This is a genomic window from Olleya sp. NP1-10 (assembly GCF_055804415.1).
Genome location: NZ_CM147840.1, coordinates 248005 through 274234, shown reverse-complemented (window position 1 = coordinate 274234; position 26230 = coordinate 248005). Strand labels below are relative to the sequence as shown.

The window sequence follows — 26230 nt, the reverse complement described above, 5'->3', positions numbered from 1 at the left end:
AAAGCTTTGTAGTTCCTATAAAAGTCCTAAATTTGCACCCGCAATCATACTATTGCACGTTCATTTAAAGACTGCGAAAGTAGCTCAGGGGTAGAGCATCACCTTGCCAAGGTGGGGGTCGCGGGTTCAAATCCCGTCTTTCGCTCTGAGACTTTCTTATAATATACCAATGCTGAAGTGGTGGAATTGGTAGACACGTTGGACTTAAAATCCAATGTCCATTAGGACGTACGGGTTCAAGTCCCGTCTTCAGTACTAAAGCCTTATCAATATTTTGATAAGGCTTTTTTTATGCTCAAAAACTACTTTGTGTTGTTGTCTTTAATTGTTTTTTTATTTTGGAATCCTTTTTGATTATATTACGCTAGTTAATTTATTCTATACTATTATGATTATAAAAAATGTTGTTTCAATAATTTTTTCTTTTTTATTAGTTTCTGTAGCTTTCTCTCAAGATTTTACGGTATCAAACATTCAAGAGTTTGATCAAGCAATTGGTCAAGTAAAGCCAGGAAGTACGATTATTTTAAAAAATGGAATTTGGAAAGACGTAAACCTAAAAGCTTATGGTCAAGCGACTAAAGATGCACCTGTAATTATTAAAGCTGAAACACCAGGTAATGTGGTTTTAACAGGTGATTCTAGTTTAAGTATTTATGGAGAATATGTTATTGTCAGTGGATTATGGTTTAAGGATGGTGTCACAACATCAAAATATGTGGTTCAGTTTAAAAAGGATAGTAAGACTTTTGCAAACAACTGTAGATTTACAAACTCGACTATTTCAAATTATAAAGTAAAAGATGCGGATAATAAAAATCATTGGGTAGATTTATGGGGGAAAAATAACAGAGTCGATCATAATAATTTTACAGGTAAAACATCTTCTGGGACTACTTTGGTTGTTTGGTTAAAAGGAGATGCGCATATAGAGAATAATCATATTATTGATTATAATTTTTTTGGACACAGACCTGACTTGGGAGAAAATGGAGGAGAAACTATAAGGATTGGAACAAGTGCTAATTCTATGAAATCTTCTAAAACTATAGTTGAAAATAATACGTTTAAAAATTGTGATGGAGAAATCGAAATCATTTCTAATAAATCTGGAGATAATATTTATAGAAACAATTTGTTTTTAGAAAGTAAAGGTACTTTGACCTTAAGACATGGTAATAATGCATTGGTAGAAAATAACGTGTTTTTAGGAAATACAGTAGCTAATACAGGTGGAATTAGAATTATTAATGAAGGGCATGTGGTTAGAAATAACTTACTAGTCGGACTAACAGGAGATGGTTACAGAGGACCTATTGTGATGATGAATGGTGTGAAAAATTCACCATTAAATAGATATCACCAAGTAAAAAATGTTGAGGTTGTAAATAATACAATTATAAATTGTGGTCCAATAGCTTTTGGTGCAGGTAAGGATAAAGAAAAAACCTTAGCTCCAATAAATACAATATTTGCTAATAATATTATATCTAATACAACTGGGAATTCTGTTTTTGAAGCTCAAGATAATATTACCGGAATTACTTTTAGTAATAATATTGTTGATAGTCAAGCAACAGTAGATCCATTATTGTTTACTAAAGCTTCAATTGATTGGAAGATGCTTAAAGCATTACCAATGCCTTCAATTAATAATGCTATTTTAAAAAATGTTGTACCAACCAATAAAGCTTCAGATAAAGATATAACAGGGTCAATTTGGACAAACTATGTTGCTGGTGCTTTCAATCTTGAAAATAATAAATACCCTAAGGCATTGACGCTTAGGACTGGTCCAGGATGGAAGCCTGTAATTGAAACTCCAAAAGCTAAATCTATTTCTGTTGATATTAGTGTGGATCCAGGAGTTGGAACATTAAGAAAAGCTATATCTAAAGCAGGTAACGGAGATGTTATTAGTTTAAAACCTGGGATTTATTACTTAGACAAACAAATTAAAATAAAATCTGATTTAAAGATTAATGGTTCTCCTGATGGTAAAACAATAATTATGGCTAGTTCTAAACTAGAAAAGCCTCTTAGTTATTTATTACGTGTTAGTGCAGGAATAACTGTTAGTATTACTAATATTACATTTGATGGCTCAAACAAGACTCCTGTAAAATATGCAATAGTTTCACCAGATAAGATGGAATCAGATCTATATAATCTAACCATAGATACTTGTGTGTTTAAAAATTTCAAAAATGATAATGGAGGAGCGATTATTAAGGGATATACTGGAACAATAGCCGAATTAATTTTAATTAAAAATTCTAGTTTTGAAGATAGCTTTAGAGGGGTAAATCTATCATATGAAAAAAATCAAGGTCAATTTAACGCAAATAATCTAATTATCGAAAATACTATTTTTAATAACATTGAAGAATTTGCTATAAATTATAAGCGTTCCATTATCGATTCAAATATAAAAGGAGGTAATTTAATGATTGATCATTGTGTGTTTAATAAAGTTTCTAATAAAGAAAAAGGAAGCATAATAAAAGTTAAGGGTATCCACCAAGTTAATATACAAAATAGTGTATTCGATAATAGTTTTTTAATAAAAACGCCTGTAGTATTAGAGGGTAGTAGTAATAAGATTGATAATTGTTTATTCCATGACAGTGGATTTGTAAAAGTGTCTAAAGGTGCTTCAGAAAGTAATATCATTTATAAAAGTCCTAAATGGGAAGACAAGAAAAAATTTATTCCAAGTAAAAAATCACCTTTACTTAAAAGCAATAATCAAATTGAGACTATAGGACTAATTAATTAAAAGCCTTTTAAATGTATATCAAAAAATTACTAATAGTATTAAGTATTTTGATTGCTCAAAATACTCAAAGTCAAGTTCTATTGGAGGCTAATGAAGCAGGAAATACTTACGAAGATATAAATGCAGTTTTAGCACCTGGTTATGATGTTGTTGAGACTCCTGATTGTAATCATCCTCAATTTGGAAGACATATAGAAGAGGTGTTTGATAAAGAGTTAAATACAGATGTATTTAAGTTTTCTATTCATACCAGTCCTGATAATGACCGTTGTAAAAAATACGACAGACAACGCAATGAGATTAAAACCTATGCCTCATCTCCAAGTTATTTAAAAGCAACTAAAGGTGAAATGGTTGAGTATAAATGGAAATTTAAATTACCAAAAGATTTTAAGGTGTCTTCAAGTTTTACTCACATCCACCAAATTAAATCTGTAGGTGGTCCTTATGCGTCAATTCCTATGATTTCTTTAACATTAAGAAAAGGGTCAAAAGATAAGTTAGAGTTACGTTATACATCCACAAACAAGCAAACAACTATTAAAACAATGGACTTGGATCAAATTAAAGGGCACTGGGTTGAGGTTAAAGAATTAATTACTTTTTCCAATCAAGGATCATATGCTATTGAATTAAAAAAAGTTTTGACAAATGAAACCGTTTTTTCTTATGAAAATTTAAAAATGGATATGTGGCAGGAGGAAGCTTTGTTTTCAAGACCAAAATGGGGAATTTATAGAAGTCTAAATAATAGCCAAGATTTAAAAGACGAAGCTTTGCTTTATGCTAGTTTTAGTATTCAAGAAATAGATTTAAAATTAACAGCTCAAAAATTATTAGATAAAGCTATTTACCAAACTTTAACATCTAAATCCACAGATACTTTTTTAAATATTAAATCTGTTAAACCAAAAGATATTAATGCATTTGTTTTATTTGATAATGAAGCTAACTTAATTGGAGAATTTAAAATTGATAAAAATAATTTTGATACTACTGGTTTAGCAGTCGGTAATTATTTTATGGTGTTTTATAAAAATAGTAAGGTGTTTAAAGTCATTAAGTATGCAATTAATTAACATTAAATCAAATTTTTAAATAACTTGTAAAATAGCCTAAAATCCTATTTTTGTATAGGTTTTAAGTGTTCAAATTAACGATTTTTTAATTTTTGATGTCATTTATTGGGTATTTTGTTTTATTTGTATTAAAAAAACCATATATTTGGTAAACCAGATTGGTAAACCAATTATTTGTGTTATGAAAAAGTTATTCTTTTATTCTGTTTTATTACTTGCTTGTATAGCTTGTAGTAATTCTGATGAACAAACTGAAACACAAAACTTAGGCCCTTCTACACTCGGTAATCCTGATGATAACCAATCTTCAGATGATAGCCAAGATAGCCAATATGACTATGCAAATATTGATTTTTCAAATTGGAAAGTCACACTACCTGTAGACGAAAACAATAATGGAAGTCCAGATGAATATCAACCTGATGCGTTAATTAATGGAGGCTATCGTATAAATACTTCAATTGCACCATTTATGTATGATGATGTTGATGATCAATCTATTGTTTTCTATACCTATCCTGAAGTGTCAACAACAAATAGTTCGTATTCAAGAACTGAATTAAGAGAACTTATAAATCCTTCAAATTCAAAAGAAAATTGGACTTTAGAAGAAGGGGGAGTTATGGAAGGTCGTTTAAATTTGGTTGATATTTCAGAAGATAATAATAGTAGTAATCAGTATCATAAAACTATAGTAATGCAAATCCATGGTATCATATCGCAATCAGATATGGATACTCATGGTTTTACTTCAAATAATGGACCTCCTTTAATTAAAATACGTTGGATTAATGGATTTATTTGGTCTTATAAAAAATCATTAGTAGATCCTTCAACTTCAGGCGAAGATCTATTAGATGTAACAAGTGCAACATGGGCAGATGAATCTACAAATATGGGTTACGTAGGTTTTGAACCTTTTGATTTTAAAATAACTGCATCTTCTGGAAAATTAGAGTTGCAATTAAATAATTTAACACCTTTAATATATGAAGATGTAAGTCTTGCTAAATGGCCATTTGAAAATTACTTTAAAGCTGGTAATTATTTAGGTACTACAGATGCTAATGCATTTTCTTATGTAAAATATTACCAACTAAACATTAACCACTAATTTCTAAATCAGTAATGAAAAAACACATTTTATCTTTTTGTCTTTTAATTTTAATCGTAGCTTGTAATGATTCAAAAAAAGAATCAATAAAGGTTTCTGATATTGACGAATTAAACAACGCTATTAAAGATGTAAAAGCAGGAGACCATATTGTTTTAGCAAATGGTGTATGGAAAGATGTTGAAATTAATTTTTCAGGTCAAGGGACTGAAGCAAAACCTATTGTTTTACGAGCTGAAACTCCAGGGAAAGTAACCATAGAAGGTGTCTCTAATCTTAAAATTGGTGGTGATTATTTAGAAGTACACGATCTTCATTTTAAAAACGGTTACACACCATCACGTAATGTTATTCAGTTTAAAATTAACGATACTTTAATTGCTAACCATAGTAAAGTTACAAATTGTGTTATTGAAGAGTTTACGCAGCCTGATAGAGACGTAAGTGATCATTGGGTTGAATTCTGGGGACGTCATAATGAACTTAGTAATAATTACATTGCTGGAAAATCTAATTTTGGACCAACAGTAATGGTTATGTTAAAGGGTAACCAACATATAAAAAATTACCATCAAATAGTTAACAATCACTTTGGTCCTAGACCAAGAAAAGGAGGTCCTCACGGTGAAACGATGCAAATAGGAGATAGTGGGACATCAATGACACCATCACACACTAATGTTGAGAATAATTTATTTGAACGTTGTAATGGTGAGGTCGAAATAATTTCTAGTAAATCCAATAATAATACTTTTAAAAATAATGTCTTTTTTGAAAGTGAAGGTTCTTTAGTATTAAGACATGGTAATTATGCGACTATTGATGGGAATATTTTTATAGGTAATGATAATTCTGAATTTATAGGAGGTATAAGAGTTATAAATACAGGTCATTGGATTACCAATAATTATTTTTATAAATTAAAAGGAAGTACGTTTAGAGCACCTCTAGCGGTAATGAATGGTATTCCTAAATCGCCTTTAAATAGATATAATCAAGTAACAGATGCTGTAATTGCATATAATACATTTGTAGATACTAAAACACCTTTTCATTTTAGCGTTGGTTCTAATGTATCACAAAGTGAAGTTTTGCCTAAATCAGAAATTAGATCAGCAAGACCAACACGTACTGTAGTTGCCAATAATATTTTATATAATCAAACTCCATTTGAATACCCAATTAAAAACTACGATAAAGTAGATGGTGTCTTGTTTAAAAACAATTATACAAATAGTGCAAACAAAAGTGAAGTGCAACCAGAAGGTTTACAAACAGTGGAACTAGATGTTCAAGAGGTTAGTAAAAGTTTGAAGGTGCCGACTTACGATTCTAATCAAATCTATTCTGGTTTTGATTTTGAAACCATAACAACAGACTTATTTGGTAACAAACGTGACAAGGATAATAATAGTTTAGGAGCGATTATTAAAACCAATAATCATAACGATTTATACAAGCAATCAAATTATGGTACTAGCTGGTTTAAAAACCAAAAAAATGATTCAGTTTCGCAAACGATTGAGATAAATTCAAGTCAAGAATTAGCTGCTGCCATTTCTAATGCTAACTCAGGAGATATCATTAGTTTGAATGCTGCTGAATATCAAATAAATCAATCGCTTCCAGTTGATAAGAACATTACAATCACTTCAAAAGATAAAAATAATAAAGCGCAATTAGTGTTTACTGCTGAAGGAACAGCTTTTCAAATGAAACCAAAAGGAATACTTCATATTGAAGATGTCATTTTAAAAGGAAGTGACAATCAGTCGGCTTTTAAAACATTAGATAAAAACATGAAAAGTGCTTACGGATTATGGTTAAAAAATACCGAAGTAAGTAACTTTAAAAGTGTGCTTGAAGTTTCAAAAGGGTCATTTGCAGATACCATTTCAGTAACAAATTCAATTATAAAAAATTGTAAAAGCGGAATTCAATTAAATAAAGAAACTAACGATAAAGGAGACTATAATAGCGAGTTTGTTTACGTTACAAACAATACGTTTACCAATGTGGATCAAGATGTTTTAAATTATTATCGTGGTGGTTATGACGAGTCTACAATTGGAGGAAACTTAGTTTTTCAAAATAATACAATTACAAAGTCAGGTCAAACAGATCAAGACAACATATTGATTAAAACAAGAGGTATTGTAAATGTCATTTTTGCTGACAATACATTTATTAATAACCCTGTAAAATATATCTCCATTCTTTGGGGTGAAAAAGGCCAAAAGCCAGAAAACAATGAGGTTAAAAACTCTGGTGAGATTAAAGTGGTTCAAAATTTAAAATTGAAATTAGTCTATTAGTACTGAATCACTTTAAAGCCTTTTGAATTAAAATAATTAAAACACTTACTAAATAGGTAGCAAAGTAATTTGCTGCCTATTTTAAAAATAAAATCCAAAATGAAAAACTCGCTATTTACCTTTGTTATATTATTAACAATATTGTCTTGCAAAAACGAAAGAAAGTCAACAGAAACAAAAGCTGAAACACAATCTACAGTTACCAAAATAGAGAAAAAAGCACCAAGCGATGTTATTCCGTTTATGGATAAATGGAAAATCCTTTTAGGTGACGGAACAAAATCTGAAGATTTAGTTGGTTTCCAAAAAGATGATTTCTTTTATGTCGAAACTGAAAATGAAACCGATTGGGTTGTTTATAAAACGCCAAATTCTGGTATAACTTCTAGAACTTCTAGCAATACCAGAACAGAGTTAGGTGAAAAAAGACATTGGATTCCAGAAGAAGGCGGAAAATTAACAGGAACTTTAAAAGTAAAGCATGTGTCTACAACAGGAGACGCAACAAAATCGTCTGCTTTTTCTGTGGTTGTTGGACAAATACATAGTGGAGCAGGTCATGAAAACGAACCTTTAAAGATTTATTACAAAAAATTTCCTGGTCACACAAAAGGTTCTGTTTTTTGGAATTACGAAATCAATACCAAAGGCGACAATGCTGGTCGTTGGGATTATTCAACAGCAGTTTGGGGTAATGATTTTTCTATAGTTGGTCAAGACGCTACAACTGCACCAAATGAACCTGAAGATGGCATTGCTTTAGATGAAGAATTTAGTTATGAAGTTAATGTTTATAAAGGTATTATGTATTTAACGTTTACAAGTGAAGGTCACGAAACGGTAACATTTACTAAAAGCTTAATCAAAACAGATTTTCCTACAAAAGCATCTATTCCACAACAAATTATAGACAATTATTCATCACGAAGAAAAGTAAGTGAGGAGCGTGAAATCGCATATGCTGGTGAAATAAATTACTTTAAACAAGGTGCATATAATCAAGCCAATGTTAAAACAGGTTCTAAAATCTATGAAAGTGATATTGCTAAGCAATATGAAAACGGAAGTTATGCAGAGGTATGGTTTAAATCTGCAACCGTAGGAGAATCAACAGTACCAAAAAATAATATTTTGAATACAGTTTTTTTGTCATGGGAGTTTCGGGTTGCGGAAAAAGCACCGTTGGAAACTTATTGTCCAAAGAATTAGAGATTCCTTTTTTTGATGGAGACGACTTTCATCCCGAAAGTAATATCAAAAAAATGTCTAATGGTGAAGCTTTAAATGATGAAGATAGACAAGGTTGGTTAGAGACTTTAAATGATTTAGCAAAAAAGCAAATTAAAAACAATAGTTGTGTAATTGTCTGTTCTGCGCTAAAACAAAAGTATCGTGATACATTAAGTTTTGGTATTCAAAATCAAACAAAATGGATTCATTTAACAGGAACCTTTGATCAGATTTATAAAAGAATGCAAAATAGGGTCAATCATTTTATGCCTTCAGCATTATTAAAAACGCAATTTGAAACCTTAGAAAATCCTGATAATGCAATTTCAATTGATATTAGTCTCACACCAGAACAAATTATTAAAAAGATAAAACAAAATATAATGAAAACGTCAGAATTTGGATTGTTTGGATTAGGAGTTATGGGCAAAAGCCTGTGCAGAAACTTAGCCAATAATGGATTTAAAATTGCGATGTTTAATAGACATGTTGATGCTGTTGAGGTTGATGTTGCCAAAAATTTTAAAGAACAATATAAAGAATTGTCGCAAGCAGAAGCTTTTGATGAAATTTCAGAATTTGTAAATTCTTTACAACAACCAAGACGCATTATGCTCATGGTAAATGCTGGTAAAACAATTGATTATGTGATTAAAGATTTGCTGCCTCACTTATCTGAAAATGATATTATTATTGATGGCGGAAATTCTAACTACAAAAAAACAAAAGAACGTTACGATTATTTAAAATCTAAAGGCATTCATTTTATTGGAACTGGTGTTTCTGGTGGAGAAGAAGGCGCTTTAAAAGGTCCTTCGATTATGCCAAGTGGAGACAAAGAGGCTTACAATAAAATTGCTCCTTTTCTAGAAACCATTGCTGCAAAAGATAAAAATGGATTGCCATGTTGCACTTATGTTGGTCCAGAAGGAAGTGGACAATTTATAAAAATGGTGCACAATGGTGTTGAGTATGTCGAGATGCAATTATTGGCAGAAGTAACAATCATTTTGGAAAATTTAGGTCAAAATCCTGATGAAATTTCTCAAACTTTAGAGTCCTTTAAAGACGATGCAAATAGCTATTTACTAGAAATTACTACCTCAATTTTTAAAAAGAAAGAAGGTGACGATTGGTTAGTAAAAAAGATTTTAGATAAAGCAGGAAATAAAGGTACAGGTAATTGGACCACTATCGCTTCCGCAGAACTAGGTGTACCAAGTACATTAATTAGTTCAGCGTTATTTTCAAGATATATTTCATTTTATAAAAAAGAAAGGCTTCAGTTGAATTCATTTTTTAAAACTGAAAATATTTCAGAATTAAATATTTCAACTAACCAGCTTTTAGAAGCTTATCAATTTGCAAGAATCATAAACCATTATCAAGGATTTAAATTGATTGCGGAAGCTTCAGAGAAGTTTCAATGGAATCTTAATTTAAGTGAAATTGCAAGAATTTGGACAAATGGATGCATTATTAGATCAACTTTAATGGAAGAATTGGTTGTTGTTTTTAAAGAAACGACTAATATTTTAACCAATGAAGAATTAATCAATTCATTGAAACAATTGAAACCTTCAGTTAAAAAAGTAGTTTCAGAATGTTTGCTAAATGATTTAACAACACCTGCTTTAAGTGAAGCTATTCAGTTTTTTAACGGAATTACTACAGCTTACGCTTCAGCAAATGTAATACAAGCACAACGCGATTATTTTGGTGCACACACGTATTTAAGGTTAGATGATGATTCGGGAGCACCACATCATACTAACTGGAATTAATTAAACTAACTAACCAACGCATTACTATTATGGAAGCAAGCACACAAAAAAAATCATTTCTTAAAAAGATTATTGCTATTATTTTAGGTTTCGGACCTGGTATTTTTGCTATTGGTTATACCATTGGTACAGGTAGTGTAACGTCTATGATTGTTGCAGGAAGTAAGTTTAATATGGATTTACTTTGGGTATTATTTTTAAGTTGTTTGTTTTCTGGGATATTAATGTTTGCTTACGGAAATTATGGATTAATAACAGGTGAAACTGCACTTTTCGGATTCAAAAAACATTTAAAATTTGGTAAAGCTTTAGCGATATTAATTATTGTTGGTATCACCTTTGGTCAATGGAATTCCTTAATGGGAATTTTAGGAATTTCATCTAATATCATTTACGAAATTTTAGCTGTTAATTTTGATGGGTTAAGTGCTTATAAATATGAAACCGTTTTAATAACAGCAATTGTAATTATTATTGCTTTTTACTTATTAATGTTAGTTGGTAAGTATACGTTTTTCGAAAAAATTCTAGTCATTTTTGTAACCTTAATGGGTTTATCTTTTGTGTTGTCATTATGTTTTGTGCAGCCATTACCATTAGATGTTGTTAAAGGCTTGATCCCTAAAATACCAGATGTACCAGGAGGGAAAATGTTGGTAGCAGCTTTTGTTGGTACAACTATGGCTTCGGCAACTTTTTTATCAAGACCTTTATTTGTAAAAGGAAAAGGTTGGACGATTAATAACTTAGATCAACAAAAAAAGGATTCTATTACAGCAGCTATTTTAATATTTATAATAAGTGGTGTTATTATGGCTGTTTCTGCTGGTGCTTTATTTTATGAAGGTAAAGAAGTAACACATGTATTGGATATGGCAAATACTTTAGAGCCTGTTGCTGGTAAATGGGCTGTTACAATTTTCTTTTTTGGAGCTTTAAGTGCTGGATTATCTTCAATATTTCCGTGTTTGTTAATTGCTCCTTTATTAATTGCAGATTATCAATCAGGTGAGTTAGATACCAATTCAAAACAATTTAGAATCATCACTTTTATTGCTTGTTTGGTTGCTTTAATTGGTCCTGCTTTTGGTGCAAACCCAATAGAAATTCAAATATTATCACAAGTATTTAATGTCTTTGTGTTACCACTTGTAATTTTAGGAATCATCATTATGGTGAATAATAAAAAAATAATGAAAAATTATAAAACCAGTTTGTTTGTAAACATTGGTTTGTTTGCATCACTACTTTTTGCATGCATCATTTCTTATAATGGGATTATAGCTTTAACGGAGCATTTTTAAATTTATTAACTAACAAATAATCAATTATTTACTACGATTTAAAAAACAGAATACAATGAAAAATAATAAATTAGAAGGAAAAAATATCTTAATCACTGCAGGAGCACAAGGAATTGGTGAAGCGATTACAAAGCATTTTATTGATAGTGGTGCAAATGTGGCTATTCATTATTTTTCTAGTGCAGATACTGCAAATGAATTGGTTGATTATGCAACAGGTAAAAAAGTGAAAGCTGTTGCAATTAGTGGTGACTTAACAAAAGAAGAAGATGCTAATAATGTAGTTGATAAAACTGTAGAAGCTTTAGGAGGTTTAGATATTTTAATCAACAATGCAGGATCTTTAGTTGCTCGTAATTTGTTAGAAGATTTAAAAACCGATTTTTGGCACAAAGTTATGGATATAAACATGACGTCAATGATGTTGGTTACTAGAGCAGCTGGCCCATATTTAGCCAAAAGTAACAATAGTAGTATTGTAAATTTAGCATCCCTTGCAGGACGTAAAGGTGGTCACCCAGGTTCTTTGGCTTATGCTACAAGTAAAGGTGCAATTTTAACTTTTACAAGAGCATTGGCAACAGAGTTTGGTCCACAAGGTACAAGAGTAAACGCTGTTGCTCCAGGACTTATTTTAGGAACTTCTTTTCATAACACCCATACAACTAAAGAGTCTGCTGCAGCGACAATTGCAGGTATTCCAATTGAACGTGCTGGTAATGCAGATGACGTAGCAAGAGCAGTAGTATACTTAGCATCAGAATATGATGGGTTTATTACAGGTGCAACTTTAGATATTAATGGAGGTGTTTACAATATGTAAGCTTAAAAAATATTATTAATGTGTTTTCAGTAGAAAACCATCCATTTTTGGCAACCAAAATATTATAACTATATTGGTAAGCCAAATTGGTAAACCAATTTGAAGTATGAAAAAAAGTATAGCTTTTAGATCTGTTTGTCTGTTTGTTTTGGTTGTATTGTCCTCATGTAAAAATGAAGATAATGCTGTTGCAAATAAGACTATCGAAACAGAAACAACACAAGATCATCCTAAACTTATTTTAACTGCTCAAGGTGTAAAAGACATTAGAGCACAATTAGGTACTATTCCCATTTTTGATAAATCGTTACAAGCGATTAAAGAAGAAGTTGATGCGGAAATTGAAACAGGAATAGATGTGCCAATCCCTAAAGACTATTCTGGTGGATATACACACGTTGTACATAAAAAAATTGGTTCATTCTTCAAAAAGCAGGTTTGTTATATCAAATTCTAGATGACGAAAAATATGCTAAATATGTAAAAGACATGTTGATGGAATATGAAGCATTATATAAAACCTTACCGTTACACCCAAAAACAAGATCTTATGCTAGAGGAAAATTATTCTGGCAATGTTTAAATGATTCTAATTGGTTAGTTTATGTAAGTCAGGCTTACGATTGTATCTATAATTACTTAACAGAAGAAGAACGCAACAAGCTAGAAACAAATTTATTTAGACCATTTGCAGATCACATTTCTGTAGATAGTCCGCAATTTTACCAACGTGTACACAACCATAGTACTTGGGGAAATGCAGCTGTTGGAATGATTGGTCTAGTTATGGATGACGAAGAGTTAATTAATCGTGCATTATACGGAATTAAAGATTTAAAATTAGATGCTAACAAAAAAGATGACGATGGTGGTTTTCTAAACAAAGACGGAAAAGTAGGTTTTTTGGCCAATATTGAAGAGCCTTTTTCGCCAGATGGTTATTATAATGAAGGACCATATTATCAACGTTATGCTATGTATCCTTTTTTAGTTTTTGCAGAAGGATTACATAATGTAAAACCTGAGCTTAAAATTTTCGAATACAAAGAAGGCGTACTTTTAAAATCTATAAATGCATTACTAAATTTATCTGATGCAGATGGCGATTTCTTCCCCTTAAACGATGGTCAAAAAGGAATGTCGTATTACACAAATGCACTAGTCACAGCTGTAGATGTGTCTTATCATTTTGGAAATCAAAATCCTGGTTTGTTATCAATTGCCAAACAACAAGATAAAGTATTGTTAGACGATTCTGGTTTAGCTGTTGCGCTTGGTATTAAAAACGGAAAAGAAAAACCGTTTACTAAAAAATCTATCAATTTATCTGATGGTCCTGAAGGAAAACAAGGTGGTGTTGGTGTTTTAAGAAACGAAAATTTAGAACTAGTTTTTAAATACGCTGCACAAGGTTCTAGTCATGGACATTACGATAAGTTATCGTATTCATTTTATGAAAATGGTGAAGAAGTTATTCAGGATTACGGGTTATCTCGTTTTGTAAATATCGAACAAAAAGGTGGAGGAAATTATCTAAAGGAAAATAAAACATGGGCAAAACAAACCATTGCTCATAATACAGTAACTCAAAATGAAACCTCTCATTTTAAAGGTAAATATGATATAGGAAGTTTACATCATTCCGATTTAAATTATTTTTCTTCGGAAAATGAAAATGTGCAAGTAGTAAGTGCAATTGAAAAAAATGCATATCCAGGAACCACAATGCTTCGTACGATGGCTATAATTAAAGATGAAGATTTTGAAAAACCATACTTACTTGATATTATGAAGATGACTTCAGCAACAGCTAACCAATATGATTTTCCTTTTTATTATTTCGGACAAGTATTGCAAACAAACTTTGAATACAATTCGCCTAAAACATTAAAACCATTAGGTTCTAATAATGGATATCAGCATTTATATTTAGAAGGATCAGGAAAAGCTGCCGAAGGTAATACTAAGTTTTCATGGTTTAATAATAATAAGTTTTACTCCTTAACAACAGAAACATCAGTTAAAGACGAATTATTATTTGCTAGAATTGGAGCAAACGACCCTGACTTTAATTTACGTCGTGATCCTGCATTAATTCTTAGATCTAAAAATTCAAAAAACAGAACATTTGTTTCGGTTATTGAAGCACATGGTAGTTATAGTCCAGTTTCGGAATCTGCAGTAAATTCTAATAGTAGTATCAAATCAATTACAACAGTTTTAGACTCTGAAGATTATACAGCTATCCAAATTACTAATATTAAAGGTAGTGTAAGGTTGTTTATTACTTCAAATTCATACAATTCAAAAGAAAATAAGCATAATGTAATAATTAACGGTAAGAGCTATGAATGGTCAGGTTCTTATTATTTCAAATAAAATAAAACAATTAAAAAATGAAAAGATTTAGCGAAAAGTACATAGTGTCAAAAGATATGGAATGGGAACAACTAGGAGGAGGAGTTTCTAGAAAGTTTTTAGGTTATGACAACCAGATCATGATGGTAAGTGTAAAATTTGAAAAAGGAGCATTGGGTGCGCCACATCAACATTTTCATACACAAGCTACATATTGTGTGTCAGGGAAATTTGAATTTGAAATTGATGGTGTAAAGCAAATTGTTGAAGCAGGAGATGGTGTTTACATCGAGCCAAATTTATTGCACAGTGCAGTTTGTTTAGAAGAAGGACAATTGATTGATACGTTTAGTCCAGTTAGAGAAGACTTTTTAAGCGGAGTTGGACCATCTTATTTTAGTGATAAAGAGTAGTTTAGTAAAGTATTGTGCTTATGCTAAAGTATCTGATTTGTTCTAAATAACTAGTCTATAAGCGTGTTAAAAGCAAATGTTTGCTAAATTAACTCAAACATTTGCTATTTTAACATATAAATTTTACGAAAACGTTGTAATTAACATTTTTTTATATATATTTGGTTAACCAATCTGGTTGACCAATTTTTTTGTGTAAATTTGAATGAATATTAACTGTAAAAGTAGTATTTGGGTTTATTGAATTTTAATTGGGATTTGTTTAATAACATATCATGACCAGCAAGCTAACTCAAAAAGTAAATTAATTATTATGGTTAAAAAAATGAAATTCGCATTATTACTAATGCTTTTTGCTAGTTTTTCTGTTTTAGGACAATCAACTAAAACAGTTAAAGGGACAGTTGTATCTGCTACAGATCAACTTCCCATTCCAAGTGCAAATGTTTTAATAGCAGGTGCAAATGATGGTACTTATACAGATTTTGATGGTAATTTTCAAATCACTGTAAAAAGTACAGATGTTTTAGTGTTTTCATATGTAGGTTATACGTCTCAGTCGGTTCCTGTACTTGATAACACAACATTAAATATAGCTTTACAAGAAGATTCAAGTCTTTTAGAAGAAGTGGTAATTGTTGGTTATGGTACTCAAAAGAAAAGCCATTTAACAGGTGCTATTTCTAAAGTGACAAATGAAGATTTAGATCAAATAGCAGTGTCAAGGGTGGATGACGCTTTAGTAGGGCAAGTTTCTGGTGTTAATATTGCAGCAACAGAAGGTGAAGCTGGTTCTGCTCCTACAATTAGAATTAGAGGTACAGGATCTGTTTCTGGTAGTTCTGACCCTTTAGTTGTAGTAGATGGAATTGTTGTGGATAATGACTATTTAGGTTCTATGAATATGAATGACGTAGAATCTTTTGAGGTTTTGAAAGATGCTGCTTCTGCTGCAATCTATGGTTCTCGTGGAGGTAATGGTGTAATAATGATTACCACAAAAGAAGGTAAAGCGGGAAAAACTAAGTTTACTTATAATACTTTAACAGGTTTTAAGGAAGCAAGACAAAGTGAGGATTATTATTTCTCAGTAGCAGAAACTGTTGAAGCTGAATTAGCTGCAACAGGAACTCTGTCAGATAGAACAAGATATAAGCAACTTATAGGTGTTGATAATGATTGGCAAAATATAATTTTTGATGGAGGTGTTATTACAACTCACTCTTTCAGTGCAAGAGGAGGTGACGAAAAAACTAAATTTAGTACATCGTTAGGTTATATTCATGATGAAGGTGTATTATTAACTGATGAGGTTAAAAATTATAGTTATAAGTTAAGATTAGATACAAAGCTTACAGAAAAACTAAGTATTGGAATAAATTTAAATCCTTCTTTTAATGATAAAAGACGTTTTGATGGTTCAACACATGATATATTGAGACAAACACCATGGTTGCCTGTTTATCATGACGCTAACACAATTAGATTTGTAGATCGAGATATTTATCCTGATGTTCAAATAGGTGATTATGCTACTCAACGTCATTTCGATAACTATGATTTATACGGTGACGGTAGTACATTAGTTGATATAAGTAATACGTCTAATACTAATCCTGCTGCTAAAGTTATTGAAAGACAAAGAAATGAATACAAATTAAAAATGAGAGGTAGTTTTTACGGTAAGTATGATTTTAATGACAATCTATCATTTAAAAGTACTATTGGTGGAGATTATCAAAACACAGTTAGAGAAAGAGATCAAGGTCCTTTAGCTAGTCGTAATGGCGAATCAGCTGTTCAATTTGATCAAGAAAAAACTAATGTTTCTAGATTCGTGTCTGATAATTTTATGTCATATAATAACGAATTTGGTAATAATGATATCTCTGCTGTAGCAGGAGTTTCTTCAGAGTTAATTAAAGGAGAATATAAAGCAGCTAGATTAACAGGGTATAATTCTGAACTTGAAGGTACATTAGGAGGTACAACTACTGTTGGAGCAGGTAATGAATTTGAGTATAAGCAATCTTTGTTTTCCTATTTCTTAAGACTTAATTACGCTTATGATGATAAATATTTAGCATCTTTAAGTTTAAGACGCGACGGAAGCTCAGTCTTTGGAGAGGATAATAAGTATGGTACTTTTCCAGCAGCATCTTTAGGGTGGAATGTTTCAAAAGAAGATTTTTTGTCTGATAGTGAGGTTTTTAGTAACCTTAAGTTAAGAGTTAGTTATGGTGTTACTGGTAACAATAGTTTAAGAATAGCATCAAACTCTGTATTAGATGATAGTGCATTAGTAAATTATTACCCGTCATTAGCATTAGTATCTGCATTTAGTTATGGTGGTGATACAGCTGTTGGAGCAATTAATATTGCAAACCCAGATTTACAATGGGAAAGATCTATAGAAATAAATCCAGGTATTGATTTTGGATTGTTTAACAATAAAATCACAGGTTCTGTAGATGTTTACAAAAGAACAAGTGATCAACTTTTATTATCAAACCCAATATCAACTACAACAGGTTTTAGTGAAGGACTAGTAAATATAGGAAAAGTAGAAAACAGAGGAATAGAATTAGAACTTAGAACAAAAAATATAAACACAAGTGGTTTTAAATGGACTTCTACAATTTTAGCTTCAAGAAATAAAAATGAGTTAATTGATTTTGCAGATTCCAACGGTCAAATTTTAAATGTAGATTCTAAGAGAGCAGCAGAATGGATTAACCAAGTTGGTCAGCCAATATCATCTTTTTATGGATGGGTTGTAGATTCTGATATTCCATTAGAATATATATCTAACCCATATCACCCAATTGGAGGTGAAGCTCAAGATGTCTATGTAAAAGATTTGAATGGTGATGGTGTTATTGATGATGATGATAAAACAAAATTAGGAGATCCTTACCCAGATATTGTTTGGAGTTTAACAAATGATTTTCAATTTGGTGATGTGGATTTAAGTTTCATGTTTCAAGGTAGTCATGGTGCAGAAATAAGAAATATGGGTGATCAATATTTATTTAACCATTTTAATTCATCTCAAGATTTTATATCTTCTACTCCTAATCAAGAGTTTATTAAAGAGAAAATTTTTACTGATGACATTATTCAAGATGCTTCTTATATAGCGTTAAGAACAATTAGTGTTGGCTATAACTTTAATAGTGATTTATTAGATAAAACATTATTTACTAAAGCAAGACTTTATGCAACAGGTCAAAACTTATTATATGTAACAGCAGATGATTACACAGGTTTTAATCCTGAGTCTGTAAATAATACATCAGCTACAACTTATGGATATCAAAGAGCTGGTTCTCCTATCCAAAGAACAATTTCATTAGGTTTAAACCTTGAATTTTAATTTAAAAAAAGATAAAATGAAAAAATATATAAAAACAGCAGCTACTTTAATGGTAGTGTTATTAGCATCTTCTTGCGAAGATTTTTTATCTCCAGAACCAACTTCAGTATCTAATGCTGAAACTTTTTTTCAAACTGAAGCAGACTTAGAGTTAGCAGCAGTTAGTATGTATGATGCAATACAAGGTGTAAATTCAACAACAACAACTGACAATCATGGACTTCAAGTGGATTTCTATGTTCAAGAAATGTTAAGTGATAATACTAGATCTAAAAATATCGGTGGAGAGGGTGAATCTGCTCAATTTGAAAGCTTCAATGTACAAGCAACTAATGGTATTGTAGATGATTATTATAGAAGTAACTATCAAACTATATATAGAGCGAATGTAGTTTTAGAAAATTTAGATGTAGCAGAAAGTAATGCGGTAAGATTCGAAGCTGAAGCTAAATTTGTAAGAGCTTATGCTTATTTCAATTTAGTACGCTCTTTTGGAGATGTACCTTTAATTGATCGTGTAATTGGTATTACAGATACTGATTTACAATTTACTCGTGTTGATAAAAATGTAATATACGATTTAATTATTAGTGATTTAACCACTGCTGTAGACGGTTTAGATAATGCTTACAAAACTAGAGCGTCAAAAGCTGCAGCTCAAGCTTTGTTAGCTAAGGTTTATTTAACAACAGGTACAAACTATCCTTTAGCGCAAACATTATGTGAGGCAATTATTGGTGCTGATTTCAGTTTAGAACCAAATTTTAAAGATGTATTTTACAATGAATTAAACAATGAAATTATTTTTGCTATTGATTATATTGGCGATTCAGCTCTTGATAGTCAAAATTATTCAGCAGAATGGTTAAATGCAGTTGGAAGAACAGCAGGTGTTAATTATACAACTCAAGAAGTCAGAGATGCATTAACTGCATTAGGAGGTGACAGATCAACTATTTCTTTTAGACAAGATCCTTTACAACCATCTCAATATCAAGTGGCTAAATATCTGCCAATTGATGATTCTAATCTAAATGTTACTGCTTCCTCTAGTAATCCTACTTTAGCTGGAAATGACTGGATTGTAATTAGATATGCAGATGTTTTATTGATGCATGTAGAAGCTATAATGGCAGGTCAGCAATCTACTTCGGCTCAAGCTGCCTTAGATTCTTTTGAAGAAGTTAGATTACGTGCTGGTCTTACAGGTGATGCTGATGGTACTATAACTAAGCAAGAGTTATTGGATGAAAGACGAGTAGAATTAGCTTTTGAAAATCACCGTTTTTTCGACTTAGTTAGATTTAATGTAGCTCAAGATGTTCTGTCATCATTTTCTGATGATAATGATTATAATTTTAGTGCTACTGATTTATTATTACCTATTCCTCAAAGGGAAATAAATTTAAGTCAAGGTGCTTTAAGCCAAAACCCTGGTTATTAATTTAAAAATATTGTAAGATGAAAAAACAAGTAAAAAAATAATTACGATTACTACTTCAATAATCATGGCTATATCTATACAGTCTTGTGATGATTTTGAGAAATTCGAACCTTTAGACTCAAACTCTATAGAGGATCAAACACCTCCTCAAGCAGATTTTTCTTATTCTCAAGGTGAAGGTACAGCTGGTGACGAATGGATGAGTTATTCATTTGGTAACTTATCTTCTAGCGCAACTACTTATAGTTGGGATTTAGGAAATGGTACAACTTCAACTGATTTTGAACCGACAACTATTTATCCAGGTGAAGGAATGTATACAGTAACTTTAACAGCTTCTGATAATTTAGGAGTTTCAAGCATTTTTTCTGAAACTATTGAAGTTATTGAACCTGAAGTTCCATCCGCAATCGTTCCAACTATAAATGAGGCTGGTTTTGAAGATGGTAGTGATGCTTGTGGTACCGCAGCAGATGGAAGAGATTGTTGGAGGAATAGTGATTTAGGAGGCGTAATTCAAATAACTTCAAGTCCAGTTCAAGAAGGTTCACAGGCAGCAAAATTTCCATCAGCTGGTGATCGTGTAGGATATCAAGAGTTAACAGTATCTCCTAATTCTGAGTATACTTTATCTTATTCTTATACTTTAAAAACTAGTAATCCAGGTTCAATTACTGTTTCAGTTTTAGCAGGAGGAGGTCATACAGATTTAACAACTGCATTAGCAGCAACAATTGAAGATTTTGAAGGTACCGATCAAACTAGTGCAAGTGATTATGTTGGTGGGTCAGTAACATTTAATACAGGCGCTAATTCTACTGTTTCTATATTGATTACTAATCAAGGAGAAGAAGCAAGAGTTGATAACTTTTCTATTATTGCAAATTAGTAAGTTGTTAACTTAAGGTTTTATATTTGCCCTTTAAACCATTAACTTAAAAACTATGAAGTTAGAGTCACTAACAAAGATTGATAATTTACATATTCAAAAACAAGTTATTTCTAAAATAGGGGATTTAATAAATTTTAAAAACCTAGAACCAGGAGATAAATTACCATCTGAAAGGATGTTATCTGAAAAGTTTGAAGTATCAAGAAGTCAAGTTAGGGAAGCAATTCAAAAATTAGAGTTTTATGGTTTGTTAAAATCAATACCACAAAGCGGAACATTTGTAGCAAATATTGGTGTTATTGCTATGAATGGGATGATAGAAGATATTTTAAGATTAGAAGATCCTAGTTTCAAATCATTAGTTGAGACTAGGATTCTTTTGGAATTAAAAACAGCTAGATTAGCAGCTTTAAGACGAACAGATGAAGATTTAGTAAAGCTTAAGCATTGTTTAAAAGCTTATAAAATTAAAGTATTAAAAGGTGAAGATGCTGTACAAGAAGATTTGTTGTTTCATTTAGCCATTGCTAAGGCAAGTGGTAATAGTACAATGAATACTTTAATGTTAATGATCACACCGGGAATTATAACAAATTTCGAAAAATATCATGTCTGTGATAGCAGTTTAGCTAAATCAGGTATTGAAGAGCACGAAGCTATTTTTGAGGCAATTGAAAAACAGAAACCTCAATTAGCAAAACAAAAAATGAAAGAACATTTTAAAGTATTATATCAGTTTTGTTATAATACTTAACTAATCAATTAGCATAGACTAAATGAAATTAAAAGGATTAAGATGGTGGGTAGTTGGACTAGTAGCATTAGCTGCAGTTGTTAACTACATAGACAGGCAAGCATTTGGTGCTTTATGGCCAGATATAGCAAAAGATTTATTCCCAGAAATGGATAAAGATGGACATAAAGCTATTTATGGAACCATCTCAACAGTATTTATATTGTCCTATGCAGGAGGTCAAGCTCTGTTTGGAAAAATCTTTGATTGGATTGGAACCAGATTGGGATTTGCGCTATCAATTGGTGTATGGTCTATAGCAACAATGTTTCATGCTTTAGCACAAGGACTAGTAAGTTTTTCAATATTCAGATCAATATTAGGAATTGCAGAAGCTGGGAATTGGCCAGGAGCAGCTAAAGCTAATGCAGAATGGTTTCCAACAAAAGAAAGAGCATTTGCTCAAGGGATATTCAATTCAGGTGCAGCATTAGGAGGTATTGTAGCTTATCCAGTGATCGGATTACTTTCTATATATTTTGATTGGAAAGCAATATTCATTTTTGTTGGATTGCTTGGTTTATTATGGTTGTTACCTTGGTTATATATTGTAAAATCAGGACCTAAAACACATCCTTGGTTAACAGAGGATGAAAAAAATATATATTATCAGGACAGCTAAATCAGGATCTTGATGAAGATAATAATTACGATGATGGTTATAATCCTAGTAATAGTGAATTGTTAAAACGAAAAGAAAGTTGGGGAGTGATAATAGCTTCAGCTGCTATCGATCCTATTTGGTGGCTCTTCATAGTTTGGATTCCAATATATTTATCCGAAGTTTTTGGTATGAATGTTAAAGAGATTGCATTTTCTGCTTGGGTACCTTATGTAGGTGCAATGATAGGTGCATGGTATGGTGGATTACTTGCCCAAAAAAATAACTTCAGGATGGAGCGTAGATAAAACCCGTAAGTATGTTATTACTTTGGGGTGTATAATTATGGTACCCTGTTTTGTTTTATTAAAATTCCCTGGTGAACCTAAGGTTTTAGAGGTTTTCGGAGTTGAAGAATCTGCTGCTATTACAATGGCTGATCCACAAGTTAAAAAGATCATGGATAACGAGGCTTTCAAAGACTTAAAAACAAATCAAGCATTTATTGAAAGCATTGCAGGAAAAAGCATTGATGAAATCAAATCCAATTCTGAATTTAAGAAAGTATATGAATCTGCTGTTTGGAAATCTCCAAAAGCAGACGCTTCAAAGGAAGAGCGTTTATTACCAAAATACGGACCACCTTCAGAGTCTGGAATTGCTGCTCTGGGATCTTTATCAGAAATTAATAAAGCTAGAAATACAGCAGCATTAATTGCAATTATAATTATGGCTATATTACTATTTGGTTTTCAAATAGCAATAGGAAACGTTCAAACATTACCAAGTGATATGTATAGTGGTAAAATTGTAGGGACTTTATCAGGTTTTGCAGGTATGGCTGCAAAATTAGGAGCAGCAGGTTTAACTATTTTAGTTACATTTATAACTACAGGTGGTAATTTTACACCTGCATTTTTAATAGGAGGAGCTTTAGCAGTTATTGCTTTACTTGCTGTTTGGATATTATGCCCAAAAATAGAACCCTTAAAACCTATAAATCATTAAAAAATAAATAATATATTTAACATTAATAATAAAATAAATTAAGAATATGAGTAATAAAGGTAAAGTAGCAATCGTTACGGGAGCAACCGGAGGAATCGGATTTGAAGTTGCCAAAAGATTAGGAAACGATGGTTATACTGTTGTTTTAAATGGTATTGATGACGAAGCTGGAGCTGAAAGATTAAAAGAGCTTACTTCTGATGGGATTGATGCTGAATATTATGGATTTGATGTAACAAGCGAAGAAGCTGTAACATCTAACATCACAAAAATTGGTGAAAAATATGGGCGTATTGATGTACTTGTAAATAATGCAGGTGGACTTGGTGGTCGTTCTAGATTTGAAGAAATGACTACTGACTTTTACAGAAAAGTTATGGCTTTAAACCTTGATTCTGTTTTTTTGCATCAAGAGCTGCTATTCCATTTTTGAAAAAAGGAGAACACCCTTCTATTATTAACTATACTTCTAACGCAGGTTGGACAGCAGGAGGACCTGGTGCAGGTATTTACGGAACTTCTAAAGCTGGTGTACATGCAATTACTAGAGCTTTAGCTAAAGACTTAGCAGAATACGGTATTAGAGCAAATGCAGTATCTCCAGGAACTATAGATACACCATTTCATGCACAAATTAAAGCAACTAAACCTGAAGTTTTTGCTTCTTGGGCAAACAACATTATGTTAGGTAGATTAGGTCAACCTGAAGATGTAGCAGGAGTAGTATCATTCCTTGCTAGTAAAGATGCATCATTTATAACTGCAGAAACTATCCAAATTGGAGGTGGTCAAGCACTTGGTATTTAATACCTTCTTATTATAAAATATATTAAAGCCTTTCTTTTAGAAAGGCTTTTTTTGTTTAAATTTATTTGATAAAAGAAATTAATGATGAGTCAAATTGTAACCTTTGGAGAAGTTATAATGCGTTTGTCACCTTTAGGAAATAAAAAATTTATGCAATCTAATCGCTTAGAGTTTTATTTTGGAGGTACCGAAGTTAATGTTGCTATTTCAATAGCTAATTTTGGCGGAAAAGTTAAACACATTTCTTGTATATCGGATGATTTTGTTGGCGATACTGCTATTTCTTATTTAAGAAAATTTGGAGTAAAAACAGCTTCAATTGTCAGATCAAACAGACCTTTAGGTGTTTATTTTCTAGAAGTAGGTGCAGTTATGCGTCCTAGTTCAATTTCTTATAATCGATCTCATTCTTCTTTTTCTGAAATTAAACCTAGTATGGTAGATTGGGAGACGTCTTTAAAACAGTGTACTTGGTTTCATTGGACAGGAATAACTCCTGCTTTATGTGAAGGTGGTTATCATACATTAAAAGAAGGGCTTAAGTTAGCTCAACAAAAAGGTTTAGAGGTGTCTGTAGATCCGACTTATAGAAGTGGTTTATGGAAATATGGAACTAATCCAAAAGAAACCCTTTCTGATTTAATAAATTATTCTACCATATTTATTGGAGGTATAAATGAAATTAATGAATTACTAGAGACTAATTTTACTTATTCAAATGAAGATTTTATTGAAGCTAGTAAACAGTTAATTATTAAGTTTCCTACTATTAAAAAAACCTTTGATAAAATTAGAACACCTATTAATGCGTCTTGGCATAAAATAAGATCAAGAATGTGGAATGGTAATGAGTTTAGAGAAACTGAAGATTTAGATATCACTCATATCGTTGATAGAATTGGAACAGGAGACGCTTTTGCAGCAGGATTGATATATGGATTACAAAACTTTGATGATTATAAAGCAATGCAGTTTGCTGCAGCAGCAAGTGCTTTAAAACACACCTATGAAGGAGATGTTAATTTTTCAAATGTTAATGAGGTCATGAATATTTTAGAGGGTAATACTTCAGGACGATTTAACAGGTAGGTCTTTATTAGAAGACTGACGAATAATCAATTCTGATTTCAAAATATTTTTATTCAGACTTGGTTTCCATTGTTCGGTATTAATTCTTTTAATTAGTGTTTCCGCAGTTAGTTTACCTATTTTTTGACTGTGTTGATTTACCGTAGTAATGGATGGATTGACAAACGATGTAAATGGCTCGTTACCAAAACCGACTAGGCAAATGTCTTCAGGGACTTTTAAATTATTTTCGTTTAATATTTGAAGAGCACCTAAAGCCGCATTATCACTAGCAACATAAACTGCATCTGGACGTAATTTTAAATCTAATAATTGTTGCATTTTCAAACGACCATCTTCAATAGTTAAACTACTTTCAATTAATAAATAGTCTTCTTGAGGTAAGTTATGTTTTTTAATAGCGTCAATATAACCACGTATTCTGTTGTTATATATACGTGTTCGACTAAAACCACCAATATGTGCTATGCGTTTGCAACCCTGAGTTATCAAATGTTCAACAATCATATGGCTACTATCGTAATCATCAATCCCAATATAATCAACATTTAAATCATTCTCTCCTCTATCAAATAATACTAAAGGAATACCTTTAGATTTAATTTTCTCAAAATGAGATAAATCAACAGTTTCATTTGCCATAGAAGCGATTATACCATCAACTTGGGTATAAAGTAGTGTGTCAATGCTGTCGCATTCTTTTTTAAACGATTCGTTAGATTGCGTAATAATAATGTTATAACCTTTTTTATTCAAGACTTCTTCCATATTTTGAATTACAGAAGAAAAAAAGTTACTATTTGTTCTAGGTACTATAACTCCTACCAGATTACTTTTGCCTTTTCGTAAAGCACTAGCTAAGTGGTTAGGTTGGTAATTTAGCTCTTGAGCAACACGTTTAACAGCAGCTTTTGTTTTTATGCTAATACGCGAATCGTCATGAAGCGCTTTAGATACTGCTGCAGGCGAAATATTTAAAACATTTGCAATGTCTTTTATAGTTGTTCTTTTTTTCACCTAG

General features: G+C 31.4%; 18 protein-coding genes, 2 tRNA genes and 2 pseudogenes. 21 read left to right on the top strand and 1 reads right to left on the bottom strand.

What is annotated here, in order from left to right; translation table 11 throughout:
- Positions 1 to 73 precede the first annotated feature (73 nt).
- From AC0L4B_RS01310 to AC0L4B_RS01210, 21 genes and pseudogenes are all read left to right on the top strand, one after another.
- Positions 74 to 145 (top strand) — tRNA-Gly (locus AC0L4B_RS01310).
- Positions 146 to 171: 26 nt separating this feature from the next.
- A tRNA-Leu gene (locus AC0L4B_RS01305) sits at positions 172 to 255 on the top strand.
- A 133-nt stretch (positions 256 to 388) separates the two neighbouring features.
- Positions 389 to 2779 (top strand): polysaccharide lyase 6 family protein, encoded by a 2391-nt coding sequence (locus tag AC0L4B_RS01300; protein ID WP_473438212.1) that lies wholly within the window; start codon positions 389 to 391, stop codon positions 2777 to 2779.
- Between the two features lie 11 nt (positions 2780 to 2790).
- Complete coding sequence (locus tag AC0L4B_RS01295; protein WP_473438211.1) at positions 2791 to 3858, top strand: heparin lyase I family protein; 1068 nt, start codon at positions 2791 to 2793, stop codon at positions 3856 to 3858.
- Positions 3859 to 4039: 181 nt separating this feature from the next.
- On the top strand, positions 4040 to 4972 hold the full coding sequence (locus AC0L4B_RS01290) for a polysaccharide lyase family 7 protein (protein WP_473438210.1): 933 nt from the start codon (positions 4040 to 4042) through the stop codon (positions 4970 to 4972).
- 14 nt (positions 4973 to 4986) lie between these two features.
- Positions 4987 to 7287, top strand: coding sequence for a chondroitinase-B domain-containing protein (locus AC0L4B_RS01285; protein ID WP_473438209.1), 2301 nt, complete (start codon positions 4987 to 4989; stop codon positions 7285 to 7287).
- 99 nt (positions 7288 to 7386) lie between these two features.
- Positions 7387 to 8496 carry a polysaccharide lyase family 7 protein gene (locus AC0L4B_RS01280; protein ID WP_473438208.1) on the top strand — a complete coding sequence of 370 codons (1110 nt, stop codon included), beginning with the start codon at positions 7387 to 7389 and terminating at the stop codon, positions 8494 to 8496.
- Positions 8439 to 10301 (top strand): NADP-dependent phosphogluconate dehydrogenase, encoded by a 1863-nt coding sequence (gene gndA, locus AC0L4B_RS01275; protein WP_473438207.1) that lies wholly within the window; start codon positions 8439 to 8441, stop codon positions 10299 to 10301. The genes AC0L4B_RS01280 and gndA overlap by 58 nt, the downstream gene beginning before the upstream one ends.
- 29 nt (positions 10302 to 10330) lie before the next feature.
- Positions 10331 to 11605 carry an Nramp family divalent metal transporter gene (locus AC0L4B_RS01270; protein ID WP_473438206.1) on the top strand — a complete coding sequence of 425 codons (1275 nt, stop codon included), beginning with the start codon at positions 10331 to 10333 and terminating at the stop codon, positions 11603 to 11605.
- A gap of 55 nt (positions 11606 to 11660) precedes the next feature.
- Complete coding sequence (locus tag AC0L4B_RS01265; RefSeq protein ID WP_473438205.1) at positions 11661 to 12428, top strand: SDR family NAD(P)-dependent oxidoreductase; 768 nt, start codon at positions 11661 to 11663, stop codon at positions 12426 to 12428.
- A 106-nt stretch (positions 12429 to 12534) separates the two neighbouring features.
- Positions 12535 to 14807 (top strand): annotated as a pseudogene (locus AC0L4B_RS01260) (alginate lyase family protein).
- Positions 14808 to 14824: 17 nt separating this feature from the next.
- Positions 14825 to 15199, top strand: a complete 375-nt coding sequence (locus AC0L4B_RS01255) for a cupin domain-containing protein (RefSeq protein WP_473438204.1) — start codon at positions 14825 to 14827, stop codon at positions 15197 to 15199.
- Between the two features lie 325 nt (positions 15200 to 15524).
- Complete coding sequence (locus tag AC0L4B_RS01250; RefSeq protein WP_473438203.1) at positions 15525 to 18575, top strand: SusC/RagA family TonB-linked outer membrane protein; 3051 nt, start codon at positions 15525 to 15527, stop codon at positions 18573 to 18575.
- 16 nt (positions 18576 to 18591) lie between these two features.
- On the top strand, positions 18592 to 20019 hold the full coding sequence (locus tag AC0L4B_RS01245; protein WP_473438202.1) for a RagB/SusD family nutrient uptake outer membrane protein: 1428 nt from the start codon (positions 18592 to 18594) through the stop codon (positions 20017 to 20019).
- Positions 20020 to 20083: 64 nt separating this feature from the next.
- Positions 20084 to 20908 (top strand): PKD domain-containing protein, encoded by an 825-nt coding sequence (locus tag AC0L4B_RS01240; protein WP_473438201.1) that lies wholly within the window; start codon positions 20084 to 20086, stop codon positions 20906 to 20908.
- A 55-nt stretch (positions 20909 to 20963) separates the two neighbouring features.
- A complete protein-coding gene (locus tag AC0L4B_RS01235) occupies positions 20964 to 21665 on the top strand; it encodes a FadR/GntR family transcriptional regulator (RefSeq protein ID WP_473438200.1) in 702 nt (233 codons plus the stop codon).
- Positions 21666 to 21687: 22 nt separating this feature from the next.
- The gene (locus AC0L4B_RS01230) at positions 21688 to 22326 is read left to right on the top strand and encodes an MFS transporter (RefSeq protein ID WP_473438199.1); all 639 of its coding nucleotides are present in this window, start codon (positions 21688 to 21690) and stop codon (positions 22324 to 22326) included.
- Positions 22327 to 22385: 59 nt separating this feature from the next.
- A complete protein-coding gene (locus AC0L4B_RS01225) occupies positions 22386 to 22613 on the top strand; it encodes a hypothetical protein (RefSeq protein WP_473438198.1) in 228 nt (75 codons plus the stop codon).
- Between the two features lie 37 nt (positions 22614 to 22650).
- Positions 22651 to 23313 carry a hypothetical protein gene (locus AC0L4B_RS01220; protein WP_473438197.1) on the top strand — a complete coding sequence of 221 codons (663 nt, stop codon included), beginning with the start codon at positions 22651 to 22653 and terminating at the stop codon, positions 23311 to 23313.
- A 46-nt stretch (positions 23314 to 23359) separates the two neighbouring features.
- A pseudogene (locus tag AC0L4B_RS01215) lies at positions 23360 to 24120 on the top strand (SDR family NAD(P)-dependent oxidoreductase).
- An 84-nt stretch (positions 24121 to 24204) separates the two neighbouring features.
- Positions 24205 to 25209 (top strand): sugar kinase, encoded by a 1005-nt coding sequence (locus AC0L4B_RS01210; protein ID WP_473439371.1) that lies wholly within the window; start codon positions 24205 to 24207, stop codon positions 25207 to 25209.
- Here the strand turns inward: AC0L4B_RS01210 and AC0L4B_RS01205 are convergent.
- On the bottom strand, positions 25189 to 26226 hold the full coding sequence (locus tag AC0L4B_RS01205) for a LacI family DNA-binding transcriptional regulator (protein ID WP_473438196.1): 1038 nt from the start codon (positions 26224 to 26226) through the stop codon (positions 25189 to 25191). The two genes, AC0L4B_RS01210 and AC0L4B_RS01205, sit on opposite strands and share 21 nt — an antisense overlap.
- Positions 26227 to 26230: the final 4 nt, after the last annotated feature.

Bases quoted from the DNA above. Each gene is read 5' to 3' on its own strand.
- AC0L4B_RS01265 (WP_473438205.1), top strand. From the start codon at position 11,661: ATGAAAAATAATAAATTAGAAGGAAAAAATATCTTAATCACTGCAGGA.
- gndA (WP_473438207.1), top strand. From the start codon at position 8,439: ATGGGAGTTTCGGGTTGCGGAAAAAGCACCGTTGGAAACTTATTGTCC.
- AC0L4B_RS01295 (WP_473438211.1), top strand. From the start codon at position 2,791: ATGTATATCAAAAAATTACTAATAGTATTAAGTATTTTGATTGCTCAA.
- AC0L4B_RS01255 (WP_473438204.1), top strand. From the start codon at position 14,825: ATGAAAAGATTTAGCGAAAAGTACATAGTGTCAAAAGATATGGAATGG.
- AC0L4B_RS01210 (WP_473439371.1), top strand. From the start codon at position 24,205: ATGAGTCAAATTGTAACCTTTGGAGAAGTTATAATGCGTTTGTCACCT.
- AC0L4B_RS01220 (WP_473438197.1), top strand. From the start codon at position 22,651: ATGGTACCCTGTTTTGTTTTATTAAAATTCCCTGGTGAACCTAAGGTT.
- AC0L4B_RS01300 (WP_473438212.1), top strand. From the start codon at position 389: ATGATTATAAAAAATGTTGTTTCAATAATTTTTTCTTTTTTATTAGTT.
- AC0L4B_RS01285 (WP_473438209.1), top strand. From the start codon at position 4,987: ATGAAAAAACACATTTTATCTTTTTGTCTTTTAATTTTAATCGTAGCT.
- AC0L4B_RS01245 (WP_473438202.1), top strand. From the start codon at position 18,592: ATGAAAAAATATATAAAAACAGCAGCTACTTTAATGGTAGTGTTATTA.
- AC0L4B_RS01250 (WP_473438203.1), top strand. From the start codon at position 15,525: ATGAAATTCGCATTATTACTAATGCTTTTTGCTAGTTTTTCTGTTTTA.
- AC0L4B_RS01230 (WP_473438199.1), top strand. From the start codon at position 21,688: ATGAAATTAAAAGGATTAAGATGGTGGGTAGTTGGACTAGTAGCATTA.
- AC0L4B_RS01280 (WP_473438208.1), top strand. From the start codon at position 7,387: ATGAAAAACTCGCTATTTACCTTTGTTATATTATTAACAATATTGTCT.
- AC0L4B_RS01270 (WP_473438206.1), top strand. From the start codon at position 10,331: ATGGAAGCAAGCACACAAAAAAAATCATTTCTTAAAAAGATTATTGCT.
- AC0L4B_RS01290 (WP_473438210.1), top strand. From the start codon at position 4,040: ATGAAAAAGTTATTCTTTTATTCTGTTTTATTACTTGCTTGTATAGCT.
- AC0L4B_RS01235 (WP_473438200.1), top strand. From the start codon at position 20,964: ATGAAGTTAGAGTCACTAACAAAGATTGATAATTTACATATTCAAAAA.
- AC0L4B_RS01240 (WP_473438201.1), top strand. From the start codon at position 20,084: ATGGCTATATCTATACAGTCTTGTGATGATTTTGAGAAATTCGAACCT.